Consider the following 12,476-nt stretch of genomic DNA (forward strand, 5'->3'; position numbering starts at 1 on the left):
CCCTTACCATAAGCTTGTATCACTTACTTTTTTCGCTATTCGGTTCACCATAATGAGAAGGATAAAGTTAATGATAGAGTTGAATAGACCTACAGCCGCTGAAAAGCTATACTGTGCTTCTAAAATTCCGCTTCGATACACAAAGGTTGAAATGACGTCGGAAGTCGACATATTTAATTCATTTTGCAATAAAAACACTTTCTCAAACCCAATTGCCATAACGGATCCAACGTTCAAGATAAATAAGATAACGATGGTTGGCATAATCGCTGGGATGTTAATATGAATAATTCTCTGGAACTTCGATGCCCCATCCATCATTGCTGCTTCGTGCTGCGCTGGATCTACTGCCGATAAAGCTGCAATGTATATAATGGAACTCCATCCCATTGTTTGCCATACGTCTGATAATACATAGATTGACTTAAACCATGCTGGCTCAGAAATAAAATCAATCGGTGTACCACCAAACAACGTGATAACTTGGTTAATCATCCCGTCAGACTTTAAAAACAGTAACAACATACCAACTACAACGACCGTTGATAGAAAATGCGGTGCATAAATAATGGTCTGTACAAATTTTTTGAAACGAAGACTTTTCACTTCATTCAACAGCAATGCAATAATGATTGGTACAGGGAAAGATATGAGTAGTGTAAATACACCAATACCTACTGTATTTTTAATAAGTCTCCAAAAATAATAACTATCAAAGAAACGTTCAAAATGCTTAAAACCTACCCATGGGCTACCAGTAATCCCCTTCGTAGCAATGAAGTCCTTAAAGGCAATTTGCAAACCGTATAATGGATAGTAATGGAAAACCAAAAAGTAAAGTATTACAGGAACTAGTAATAAATAAAGCTCCCAATTTTTTCTGATAGATTTTTTCCACTCTACCCAGTGATTTTTCTTTACCTTTGATTGCTTTTTGAAAAAACGTCTTGCCTTGGATGGCTTTTCTTCAATAGTTCTTTCGTCCAAAAGCGTCATACATACCCCCCCTATTCATTAATGCTGTAGAATTGTAGATTCTTGTGAAATTTCAACGACCTTCCCTCCATCGCGGATTGATTCCGTTGCTGCACAGCCGACTGCGACACTCATACGTCCTGCAAATGGAGTTGTTAGTGGCTCTTTGTTGTAAAGTATTAGTTCTACGAAATCTTGTGCAATTTTAGGATCCGCTCCCCCATGGCTTCCTTCTTCAGGTTTCATTTCATAAACAACATCGCTAAGCTCTTCCCAAGAGTTTGATTTACGCGTTTTTAAATAAATTTTATTATTCACATCATCATTTTCGATACGCCCCTTTGTACCGATAAATGTATAATTTCGCGAATAATCTGGTGTGAAGTGACATTGTAAATATGAAGCTTTTATGCCGCCTTCTAATTCCATAATGAGCATGTTATTATCCTCTACATCAATTTCTTCTCGGAACGCACATTCCGTAAATGTATGTGGGACGTACTCTGGACATGTTTTTTTCTGATCACACGTCGGACACGTTAACGTATTTGACTTATTTCCACCATAATAATCTAAGCTACCGAACGCAGAAACTTTCGTTGTATATTTTCCAGAAATCCAATGAATCACATCTAGATCATGAGAGCCTTTTTGCAATAGCAGAGATGTTGTATTTTTTGAGTTCCCATGCCAATCGTGATAGTAAAAGTAACCGCCAAAACCAACAAAATGACGTACCCATACGGCTTTTAATTCTCCAATAACCCCTGAATCAATTAAGCCTTTCATCGTTTGATACATACTCATATATCGCATATTAAAGCCAACCATTAGATGCTTCCCTGATGTTTTCCATGCATCTAAAATTCGATCGCAACCTTCCACTGTAATTGCTAAAGGTTTTTCAGCATACACGTGCTTCCCTGCTTCTAAACAACAGACAATATGTTCTTCGTGTAAATAATCTGGCGATAAAACTGCAATAGCGTCAATATCGTCTCTTATTAATAATTCCTTATAATCTTTCGTTAAAAATAAAGCTGTATCGAATTTTGCTTGAAATTTATCTAAACGTTCTTGAGAAATATCAGCTAAAGCTACAATTTCTGATTCCCCATTAGGGTTATGCCAATATTGAGCCAAATTCCCTCTTAATCCAGCTCCAATTACTCCAATACGTACTTTCTTCATTGATTTTCCCCCTCTAAGAATGCTGCATTCAATTGTGATACGTAAACGTTTACATAATTAAAAACTAACAATAAAACATCCACAACAACACCACTACATGACAACACGTTGTAGGTACAAGTTAAGTTGTAATATTATAATGAATATTCTAAAAATTAAGCTGAGATAAATATATAATTCAAACCCTAAATATGTCAATACCCCGAATTTTATTCATTTTGTATAATTATCTATCTCTCAAAGAAAGTTGACCCATCTTGAAATACAGAAAATTTATCGGTTTTTCAAAAGGTCAACCTTTCACTCCAAAAAAAGAAATTCTCACATAATATGAAAAAATTTTTTATAAATCTGAACTACATACCTATTGTTAGACAAGACTAGAAAGGATCTGGCTTCATTTTTACAGGTAGTTAAATTATTCCTTTTTAAAAGCAATACTATGGATATTTTCTCTAAATCAATTACACTATACATAAGATTAAGTGAATAAACAAAAAGGAGTTGCAACATGGAAGAAATCTTGACGATTACGAATTTGACGAAAAGTTATGGTAGCAAAGAAATTTTAAAAGGGATCGACTTGCACGTCTCGAGAGGAGAAATAATTGGTTATATTGGTCCAAACGGTGCAGGTAAAAGTACCACCGTCAAAATCATTTTAGGGATCGAAGGCGATTACGGTGGAGAAATTAAACTTTTCGGAGAGAGTATCGGAAAAGATAGCCTTGAATATAAACGAAGAATTGGCTATGTACCGGAGATAGCAGACGTTTATGATAATTTAACGGGGTATGAGTATTTAACCTTTATCGGCCAGCTTTATGGCCTTGAATTAGAAGTCGCTGCTGATAAATCAAAATCCTTAATGGAGTTATTTGGTGTTGGAGAAGCGTATCATTCAAGAATATCTTCTTATTCAAAAGGAATGCGGCAAAAGCTATTGATTATCGCTAGCCTTATACATAATCCTGATTTGTTATTTTTAGATGAGCCAATCAATGGGTTAGATGCGAATAGTGTGATGATTTTCAAAGAAATTTTGACTCAACTAGCTGCCCAAGGAAAAACGATATTTTATTCCTCTCATATCATGGATGTTGTCGAAAAAATCAGTAGTCGTATCATCCTGTTGAATGATGGGAAAATTGCTGCCGACGGGACATTTGCCCAACTACAGGCAGACAATACTGAAGGAACTCTGGAAAGAATTTTCAACCAATTGACAGGCTTCCATGATCATCAGGAAATTGGCGAGAAATTCGTTTCTATTGTACAAGAGGTATGAACATGAAAGATTTCAAAATCCTACAATTTCTTGATAAAATTCAATTTATTTTTGTGAAAATGGGCGTCGATTACGATATCATGCGAAAGATCCTCCATATTAAACTAACAATGGATGAGCGCAAAGTACCGACTATATTTAACCAAGCATCAAATAAAAACAAAGAAGAGCAAAAATACGGCTACATCAAATCTTTATGGATTTATGTTTTATTTGGACTGATGTTAATTCCTTTTATAGGATTTGGTCAAAACTATCTTTTCCAGATGAGTATTGCTTATGCCATGATTATTTTTATCATCATGACAACATTGATTTCTGATTTTTCTTCCGTACTTTTGGATGTACGGGACAGAAGCATTCTCTCGACCAAACCTATCTCTGCTAGAACGATCAATGCGGCCAAGTTTATGCATATTTTCATCTACTTGACATATTTAACGATTGCTTTTACTGCCATCTCCCTAGTCGTTGGCCTATTCAGACAAGGAATTGTATTCTTTATTTTAACGTTGCTCTTACTAGTTTTAATTAATATTTTTATTGTCGTATTAACTGCTGTTTTATATATTGCTATTTTAAGATTCTTTGATGGAGAAAAGCTGAAAGATATCATCAATTATGTACAAATCGGCTTATCCTTAATGCTGATGATTGGCTATCAAGTTCTTATTAGATCCTTTGAATTCGTCAATTTTGATATGGTAGTAACATTTCATTGGTGGAGTGTTTTTCTCATTCCTATGTGGTTTGCCGCTCCTTATGAGTTACTGCTAAATGGTGACTTCTCTTTATCTACAGTGATATTTAGTATTTTAGCTGTCGTCATGCCAATCATTTCGATATGGCTTTACCTAAAGCTAATTCCAACCTTTGAACGTAATCTGCAAAAACTATTAAACACTAGCAAATCGAAAAAAGAAAAGAACAATCGACTTAAGACGCTTTTATTAACAATCATTTGTAGAACAAATGAAGAAAGAGCTTTTTACCGCTTCGCCTCCCTTATGATGAAACAGGAGCGAGAGTTTAAACTGAAAGTATATCCATCTTTAGGATTTTCGTTTGTTATTCCATTTATTTTTATGTTTTCTTTTTCAAGGAACGAAGCTACTGATTATTCCGTTAGCATGGGCTATTTAAATATTTATTTCAGCATGCTAATTATTCCGACAGCTGTGCTTTTGCTTGGGCATTCAGGAAAATATAAAGCCGCTTGGATCTATAAAGTCTTTCCAATGAAAGATTATACAAACTTAAAAAAAGGTAGCTTAAAAGCATTTTTGATTAAATTGTATATTCCATTGTATATTGTTCTGAGCATCATTTTCTGCTTCATTTATGGTACGAGAATTATCCCTGATTTACTGACTGTTTTAGTAGCAAGCTGCATGTACACAGTCATTTGTTACCTCGGCATAGGAAGTAAGATTCCTTTCACAAAGCCTTATAATGAAGTTGGCGATGCCCAGAGCTGGAAAACTCTTTTGTTGTTAATTCCATTAGGTATGCTGGCGGGGCTACACTATTTAATAGCTAGTCAGATTTCCTTTGGGTCAATTATTTATCTAATTGTGCTTATTATCATGAACTATATTATATGGAAACTAGTTTTTAAACGAACACAGTAATATTTAATGACCGTAAAAAATCCAGCAAGCTATACTAACCATCACTTTGCTTAGTGGATGCCCCTCCTACCTACATTTTACGAACTATTATGTATAAATAACTTGGTCTAATCGGATCAAGTTATTTTTCATTAGCTTTTTTAACTTTCTCACTAGCTACAACAACAATTAAATGTAATACAGAGATAATTACAGCAATACTCGCACCGATATTATAAGCTTCTAAATTGTATAAATTTATAAATGTAATGCCTACATTATCTAAAGTGCTAAATAGATTGTCAGTTCCCCTTACACTAGCTTCAATTTTATCCAATAACCAAAAAACAACAAAAATTCCAAGTAAGGTCACTAATGTAGAAATAAGAGCTTTTACAATAGATTTGCCCATAATTATCCTCCTCCTTTAAAAACATGTCATTAGATGTGTTCACAGAGCTACACTTATTTAATAGCTAGTCAATTAGGATGAAGCTGTTTTTGTTGGAGCCTATAAGTAAAAAATCGTATTAAAAAGCTTTTCTCTCATATATACGAATAGATAGTAGCCATGACCCAATATACAATATAACAATTGTAAAGATAGCTACGAAATACATTTGCGTTTCTTGTAAAGTTAAGAACTTTTGTGTTAAATCCCTTAATGCATTATTTAAATTGGGGACTAAAAAATTTTTCATTAATAGATAGATGCCAACTAAAGCACCTGCAAAAAACACTAAATACTGTCTTTTAAATTTATAAAACACAGGGAGCATGAATGAAATAGCGACCATAACAAGACCCATAATTAACAATATAGCTTTCCATGAAAACGATGCTTCTTTTCCATATAAGAAGAAACGCCCTCCGTAAGTAAGCATTATAAATAGTGATGTAAATATTAATACACCTACATACCTTGAAGATACAATTTCCTTTCTCGTATATGGAAGCGAATTGAGCAGAATATTAGCGTTATCTTTTTCATCGTAAGACAAAGCCGTATTAATAAATGTTAGACTATATACGACTACAATAAGAATTGGAGAAATATCTACCAATAAGTAAATTACTAAAGTAGCAATGTAAAATAAAAATACTTTCTTTTGTATTAAAATATCCTTAAATATAAGGTTAAACATACAGTTACCATCCTTTCTTCGTATAATACATAATATCTTCAAGCGTTGGTTTTTCCATAATAACAAAATCCCCAAATATGTTCGCCACACGATTTTTATCAGCTGTTAATGCTTCAAAGCCTACATTCGTTTTTCTGATTGAAATAAACTCTTGTTCCGTTTCTTTATCCAATAAATCCAGCTTCCCTTTGACAATGGCATATTCCTCTTCAATCTTATAAAATTCTTTCGTGAAAATATGCTCTCCGTTATGTATAAAGGTAATATAGTCCGCAATACGATCTAAATCTGTTGTAATATGTGTCGAAAAGAAAATTGTTTTTTCACCATCCTGCATTAACTCATGTAAAATGTTTAGTAACTCTCTACGAAATATCGGATCGAGTCCAGCAGTTGGCTCATCCATAATAATTAGTTCCGCATGGTGAGCTAGAGCAATGGCTAACGAAGCTTTCATCTTCATTCCCTTCGAAAAGTTCTTCATATTTTTATTCAATGGTAGTTCGAATTTTTTTACATAATAATGGAAAATTTTATCATCCCAGTTTTTATAGGCCGGTTTAATAATCTTTTTCATATCCTTTAACGTTACATTTTCATAAAAGACATTTTCATCATAGACAAAACCAATACGTTCTTTTATTTCTTTCTCATGTCCCTTATATTTCATACCAAATAATGAAACAGTACCACTATCTTGCTGTAATAAGTTCATAATCAACTTAATCGTTGTTGATTTACCTGCACCATTTCCTCCAATAAATCCCGTTACGTAGCCCTTTTTAACGTTAATCGAAAAATCTTTTACCTGAAATCCTTTAAAAGATTTATGAATATTCTGTAATTCAATGACATTTTCCATCATCCATCCTCCGTATACAATAATGTAAGCATTTCCTTGAGCGTCCGTTTCTTTCGCGAAATAAACGAACAGATAGAATAAGTCCGTATTTCTCGAAATCTCCCTAAAAATATTGTGTATACACTCTATATACAATATATACATATTGGATTTATTTTGCAAGTAATAAATTATTATTGAGCTCAAAAAAAAGAACATGAGACTGTTAAATTACAATCCCATGTTTTCAATTCTGAGTTATTTAGTTGATAAAACTGCCAATGATGGCCTTAATTAGCTTAGGAAACTATTTAATCGGAGCATTATTAATTGTTGATAATACTTCATTCACTTCAAAGATTTTCCCACGAATATTGGTAATACCGAAACTTGTTAATCGTTCTGAATGCATAACTAAATATTTTTCAGCATCTGTTTTAGTTTCAAATAAATAGATCCCACCAGATTCTTTCTCCGCGGCATTCTCAGTCCAAATTTTCCAAATCATACCTGGCTCTTCGTTAATACTTTTTGCTAAATCAACGAATGCCTTAGACATTTCTTCGCCGAATGGGCCGTCCATTGTAAAATCAACTTGTAATAAATATTTCATGATTAAAACTCCCTTTTTGATTTTTTTATAACAATTAGTTTTATACAAAAATGACTTTTTTATTTATTTACAAAATAGGTTTCACCAAGTATTTCTTTTGCATCATAATCAGTTGGTGAAAGCTCGTTCTCCACAAATTTGTGAATGTCCTTTTGCTCAATGTCATACATAACTTCAATCTCTTTCGAAAAAAGAAGCTTTTCTTTCTCAAGTAAACTAAAAAGTGCTGGTTGTGATTTTGGCTGTAGTTCATCTAAATGAAGAACTTGTTTTAGCCCAGCAATATAGGATTCTAACGTTCGGCTACCAACAATTTTTACACCTTTATTTTCTTCGTTCAACATGATAATCGTTGGAAATCCTCTAACGCCTAGTTTTGAAGCTAGCGCAAAATCTTCACTTAATAATTGCTGTCCAATCGGTAGTTCGGCCTCTTTTATAACCTTTTCCCCATCAAGTCCGATATTATTAACGATTTCAATTAAAACAGATTTCTCTGCAATATTTTGATTAGATACGAAAACTGCTTCTCTTGCACGGCGTAAAAATATATTTGCTAAAACCTCATTTTGCTGTTGAATCACTTTAAAAACCTTAGATGGAGGATAGGAGGATTGAATGGGATTCTCAAGCCAAAGCGTACCATCAATCGGCATACGACTATGCTCACCAACCTCTCTCCAGTGTCCAGCCACATCTGATGGGCTTGATATACCATTAGATACATCAGCAAAGCCTGCCCATTTTTCTAGCAAACCGCCCATAACAGTATGGAAATTTACATAATGACCATATTGCTCTACAAAGCGACGAAGAACTGGCTCTAATGCCCAACAATGCGAGCAGATTGGATCTGTCACATAATATAAATCAATCGACTTCCGTTTTTGATCGAAATCAACCACCTGCATTTCGTTATCTTCTGAAACACCACATACACCCGTTTCCAAATCACAGATTAAATTATTATTGTTCATCATCCTACTCACCACTTTCATTTTAATTGCTTTATAATCGTATTTTAGTAAATAATAAAAATCATCTGTACCAATAGTTCTTTAGATTTGTCGTATATACAACACATCGAAGAAATTGATTAAAAAGTAGGAGTGATACAAAAAAATGACTCAATCAAAGACTGACCCTCGTGTTCTTCGTACTCGCAAATTAATTATGGATTCTTTTATGGAACTTTCAGGTCAAAAAGAGTTTAAGGATATTACTGTGAAGGATATTACGACAGAAGCTATGATTAATCGCGCAACATTCTATTATCACTTTCAAGATATATATGATCTATTGGAAAAAGTATTATCAGAAGTATTATTAGTTAATTTAAATTATAGTAATTTCGAAAACGGCGAACTCAATGAAGAATTGATTATTCAAATTTTCACAGCCATAACGACCTTTCAGAAATCTTTATCTAATCGTTGTCATAGAGGATACGAAGATACTATTTCTCGTATTATTAGGGAACATCTCGAAATCGTTTTTTACAAGATGTTATTAAAACAACATAATACGAAAGAGGATGCAGCACTAAAAACTACCGCTGTCATACTAAGCTGGGGAATTTACGGTGCTTCTATGGAATGGAGAAAAAATAGTATGGATATATCCCCAGAGGAATTTATTAAATTGTCAATTCCTTATATACTATCTGGGATTACATTAGATTTCAAAAACTAGGGGTTTTCATATCACATAAAAGTAGAGCATGTTTTGAAAGGATTGTTCAAAACATGCTCTGAAGATTTAACGATTTAAACTTTCTATATACTTCTCTGATTCATCAGCTATTCGCTTAAATTCAATATCATGAATATAGTGTGAGCAATCTAATTTTATTAATGTGCCGTCTTTATGCTTATTGATGAACTTCTTTTGAAATTCATTCCACTCATCCTCATTCCAACCTGTCCCTTGACCGTTTGAAGAGAACAAAAGCATAGGTACTTTTGGTATTCCTGCTGCTCCTACTTTTTCAGCATTTGCCTGAATATGCTTTACTTCATTCATTATATTTTTAGTTGCCGTTCTACGATAAAAAATCACTTTATACAATTCTTTTTCTTCATCTGTCAAAGTCCCATATTCTATAGCCTAACTTTCAGACAGGCCAGAAATCCATCTAGTAAAACCAATATTAGCAGTAAAGGCACTTAAATGAACTAGAGGCATATTTATATCATAATCTTTATATGTAGCAGGAACAGCCATATCCAATCCTATAATTGCTTTACTTCATTCGGGTAGACTTGAGCCCAATACAATGCTTCAATACCAGACATAAATACAAGCGTATCTTCTCCAGCTCCTTCTAGGTACACATGCATCTTATGACCATTCACTTCTACCCTTTTCCCTGTTGGCGTAAATAATTGATCTTCCTTTGATAAATCGTTTTGATGAATAATATAACTTGTCACAATGATTGAAAAAAGTATCAAGATTCGTTTAAACCTGTATTTCAACCACCTCTCACAAGATTTTTACTATTCATCAAAAACAAATTAATAATTTCCGCCAACAACATTTGTATAGCTTTTAGAGTTCCAACATGTAATCGATAAACCGCATCTTTTGGCCATTCATTTCGAACTCATCACTACTTATACACACTTGTTTAAAACCGTTTTTTTCAAGAACCTTTTGAGATGCAATATTATTTGTTGTTGTTTTTGCTTTAATCTTTTTAACACTAATTTCTGTTTCTAATAGTAGTTTTAAAGCTTTGGCCCCTATCCCCTTCCCACCATATTCTTCACCTACTCTATAACCAACCTCTGCTACATCATTCATTATATCTATATCCACTAAATTAATTCTTCCAACAATATTGCTTGAGTTATCCCTTATTAAGTAGAATTTCGATTTCTCTTCTTCTTGTTCAGCTAAAAGTTCTCTATGTCTTATTTTAAACGCTTCAAACTTATAATAATCTTCCCCACGACTAGATACCATTTGTTCAAAAAATAGTCTATTATCTGTTTCAAACTGATACAATTCTTCTGCGTCACGTTCTTGTAAGCTATTAATTGATATTTCCAACCTAACCCATCCCCTCGTTCTTTAAAATAAGTCACAAAATCAATATTTGAAAACAAACCGTTTGCGGTATCATATTGGAATTGAAATAAAGAAATATACAAACCTTTCTTTCTAGCATATATACGTATGACTACTAAGAAAAATCATCCTTCTAAATCTTTCAATCGTCTCCGAATAGTAGCTTCTGAAACGCGAAGTAATCGTGCAATCTCTCTATTACTTTTCCCAGCATCCTTTAAGTGCAACAACTTCAACTCGTTTACGGCAACTTTAGGCCGTCCATTTGAATTTCCTCCTCGCCTTTAGATATAGTCTTATCACTTACATCCAAGATCTCAGCTAGTTCTTGTTGAGTGATTCCTTTTTCTTCTCGGTATCTTTTTAGTTTTAAACTTAAAATATTTTTCTCCATTTTATCCCCTCCAATTACCAGAATTTATGATTATTATTACATATCAGAATTTCTATTTACAGGAAGTTTAGAAAATAGAAAAAAATAGAACACTAAGTAAAAATGCGACAAAACTCATTAAATAGGTTTTTGTCGCATTTTTTCAAAGCCCGTATAACAATCCGTTTCATAAATATATTCTATAAATATCACAAAGCATAATCATCATCATTTCCATATCACATCTTCGAGATTATTATGATCCAATACACTTTTTTCATTGGAAACTCATCTGAGATTACCATATAACTTATATATTCTTCTTCGAAAACTCGGTATTCAACAAACTATAGATCAACATATCTTTACATTTTCCTGTAACGCTATGGCATTCAAACTGTCTTAAGCAGCCTTCTTCCTTAAAGTTGAATTTCGACAATAACTGCTTTGAAGCTATATTTTCTTCCGTGACAATTGCCTGTATTCTTACTAAACCTAACTGATTAAATCCTATTGATAATACTTCTTTAACAGCTTCCGACATAATGCCACGATGCCAATATTCTTCAGATAATTCATAGCCTAGTTCAGCTCGTTTGCCTGCAAATTCACTCAAGAAAATGGTACCAATAACTTCATCCGTTTCTTTGTTAGCAATAGCAAAACGAATAATCCAACCTTTATCATAGCCTTCGTTCCAAAAATGAATTACTTCATAACTTCTTTCTAAAGTCTCTGGTCCGTTCCAATCAAGATAACGATATACATTTTCATTTGAATAATAATTGAATAGCGCAGGAGCATCCTCCAACTTCAACTTTCTTAATATAATCCGTTCAGTTTGTACTGTTGGAAAAGAGGTTCCTAATAATTCGGTAAAGTTCATTTTTTTCTCCCCTTTGTTTGAATGAATATCAAAATAAACTAAAGATGAAAGTTCAAAAGAAGCTGATTAAATTATACCCTGCCTAGATTGACTGAAAAAACCTCATATATATTTCCTAAAAGAAAATAAGCCAATGTGGTCAAAACCACACTGGCTAATTCTATTCTATTCTTCTTCTTTTCTCTTTTAGTACAATTCTTTGAATACTCTTTGAAGACAAATAATATTTTTTACCTAAAGTAACCGTGTCCGCTCCCGACAGATAATCGTTATAAATATTAAAATCTCTTACATCTAATTCTTTTCTTGTCGCAGTATTGGATCCCCAGTCCTTCTTATGTTCTGCTCTCCGCGGTATATAAATATATTCACCATCAACATATTCTTGTATTAACTCTAATAACTCAGCTGGTAGAATATGCTTTGCCTTTTTATAGCTCATATTTGCACTCCTAAATGTTAATATTTCTTAGGAAGAGCAA

General features: G+C 33.2%; 17 protein-coding genes. 3 read left to right on the plus strand and 14 right to left on the minus strand.

What is annotated here, in order from left to right; genetic code table 11:
* Nucleotides 1-3: 3 nt before the first annotated feature.
* Together AC3WSO_RS23140 and AC3WSO_RS23145 are read right to left on the minus strand one after the other, a co-directional pair.
* The gene (locus tag AC3WSO_RS23140) at nt 4-996 is read right to left on the minus strand and encodes an ABC transporter permease (RefSeq protein WP_492533987.1); all 993 of its coding nucleotides are present in this window, start codon (nt 994-996) and stop codon (nt 4-6) included.
* 18 nt (nt 997-1,014) lie between these two features.
* On the minus strand, nt 1,015-2,166 hold the full coding sequence (locus AC3WSO_RS23145) for a Gfo/Idh/MocA family protein (protein WP_492533989.1): 1,152 nt from the start codon (nt 2,164-2,166) through the stop codon (nt 1,015-1,017).
* Between the two features lie 511 nt (nt 2,167-2,677).
* Here AC3WSO_RS23145 and AC3WSO_RS23150 point away from each other — a divergent pair.
* Nucleotides 2,678-3,454: an ABC transporter ATP-binding protein gene (locus AC3WSO_RS23150; RefSeq protein WP_492533991.1), complete on the plus strand. Its 777-nt coding sequence runs from the start codon at nt 2,678-2,680 to the stop codon at nt 3,452-3,454.
* A 2-nt stretch (nt 3,455-3,456) separates the two neighbouring features.
* Nucleotides 3,457-5,085, plus strand: a complete 1,629-nt coding sequence (locus AC3WSO_RS23155; RefSeq protein ID WP_492533993.1) for a hypothetical protein — start codon at nt 3,457-3,459, stop codon at nt 5,083-5,085.
* A gap of 121 nt (nt 5,086-5,206) precedes the next feature.
* On the opposite strand, the gene AC3WSO_RS23160 is transcribed toward AC3WSO_RS23155, so the two are convergent.
* The 5 genes from AC3WSO_RS23160 to AC3WSO_RS23180 form a co-directional block, all read right to left on the minus strand.
* Nucleotides 5,207-5,476 (minus strand): hypothetical protein, encoded by a 270-nt coding sequence (locus AC3WSO_RS23160; RefSeq protein ID WP_492533995.1) that lies wholly within the window; start codon nt 5,474-5,476, stop codon nt 5,207-5,209.
* 118 nt (nt 5,477-5,594) lie between these two features.
* Nucleotides 5,595-6,209 (minus strand): ABC-2 transporter permease, encoded by a 615-nt coding sequence (locus tag AC3WSO_RS23165; RefSeq protein WP_492533997.1) that lies wholly within the window; start codon nt 6,207-6,209, stop codon nt 5,595-5,597.
* A gap of 4 nt (nt 6,210-6,213) precedes the next feature.
* Nucleotides 6,214-7,071, minus strand: coding sequence for an ABC transporter ATP-binding protein (locus tag AC3WSO_RS23170; RefSeq protein WP_492533999.1), 858 nt, complete (start codon nt 7,069-7,071; stop codon nt 6,214-6,216).
* Between the two features lie 286 nt (nt 7,072-7,357).
* Nucleotides 7,358-7,663, minus strand: coding sequence for a monooxygenase (locus tag AC3WSO_RS23175; protein ID WP_492534001.1), 306 nt, complete (start codon nt 7,661-7,663; stop codon nt 7,358-7,360).
* A gap of 59 nt (nt 7,664-7,722) precedes the next feature.
* Nucleotides 7,723-8,640, minus strand: a complete 918-nt coding sequence (locus AC3WSO_RS23180; protein WP_492534472.1) for a DsbA family protein — start codon at nt 8,638-8,640, stop codon at nt 7,723-7,725.
* Nucleotides 8,641-8,785: 145 nt separating this feature from the next.
* On the opposite strand from AC3WSO_RS23180, the gene AC3WSO_RS23185 reads away from it, so the two are divergent.
* Nucleotides 8,786-9,355: a TetR/AcrR family transcriptional regulator gene (locus tag AC3WSO_RS23185; RefSeq protein ID WP_492534003.1), complete on the plus strand. Its 570-nt coding sequence runs from the start codon at nt 8,786-8,788 to the stop codon at nt 9,353-9,355.
* 66 nt (nt 9,356-9,421) lie between these two features.
* Here AC3WSO_RS23185 and AC3WSO_RS23190 read toward each other — a convergent pair whose 3' ends face one another.
* The 7 genes from AC3WSO_RS23190 to AC3WSO_RS23220 all read right to left on the minus strand — a co-directional run bounded on the left by AC3WSO_RS23190 (nt 9,422) and on the right by AC3WSO_RS23220 (nt 12,436).
* Complete coding sequence (locus tag AC3WSO_RS23190; protein WP_492534005.1) at nt 9,422-9,751, minus strand: hypothetical protein; 330 nt, start codon at nt 9,749-9,751, stop codon at nt 9,422-9,424.
* Nucleotides 9,752-9,894: 143 nt separating this feature from the next.
* Nucleotides 9,895-10,116 carry a hypothetical protein gene (locus tag AC3WSO_RS23195; RefSeq protein WP_492534007.1) on the minus strand — a complete coding sequence of 74 codons (222 nt, stop codon included), beginning with the start codon at nt 10,114-10,116 and terminating at the stop codon, nt 9,895-9,897.
* Nucleotides 10,117-10,213: 97 nt separating this feature from the next.
* Nucleotides 10,214-10,717 carry a GNAT family N-acetyltransferase gene (locus tag AC3WSO_RS23200; protein WP_492534009.1) on the minus strand — a complete coding sequence of 168 codons (504 nt, stop codon included), beginning with the start codon at nt 10,715-10,717 and terminating at the stop codon, nt 10,214-10,216.
* A 143-nt stretch (nt 10,718-10,860) separates the two neighbouring features.
* Nucleotides 10,861-10,971 (minus strand): helix-turn-helix domain-containing protein, encoded by a 111-nt coding sequence (locus AC3WSO_RS23205; protein WP_492534011.1) that lies wholly within the window; start codon nt 10,969-10,971, stop codon nt 10,861-10,863.
* A gap of 5 nt (nt 10,972-10,976) precedes the next feature.
* The gene (locus AC3WSO_RS23210) at nt 10,977-11,129 is read right to left on the minus strand and encodes a helix-turn-helix transcriptional regulator (RefSeq protein WP_492534013.1); all 153 of its coding nucleotides are present in this window, start codon (nt 11,127-11,129) and stop codon (nt 10,977-10,979) included.
* Between the two features lie 289 nt (nt 11,130-11,418).
* Nucleotides 11,419-11,994, minus strand: coding sequence for a GNAT family N-acetyltransferase (locus tag AC3WSO_RS23215; RefSeq protein WP_492534015.1), 576 nt, complete (start codon nt 11,992-11,994; stop codon nt 11,419-11,421).
* Between the two features lie 160 nt (nt 11,995-12,154).
* On the minus strand, nt 12,155-12,436 hold the full coding sequence (locus AC3WSO_RS23220; RefSeq protein ID WP_492534017.1) for a CD3324 family protein: 282 nt from the start codon (nt 12,434-12,436) through the stop codon (nt 12,155-12,157).
* Between the last annotated feature and the right edge of the window lie 40 nt (nt 12,437-12,476).

The organism is Lysinibacillus sp. EB106-09-02-XG168 (genome assembly GCF_058791475.1).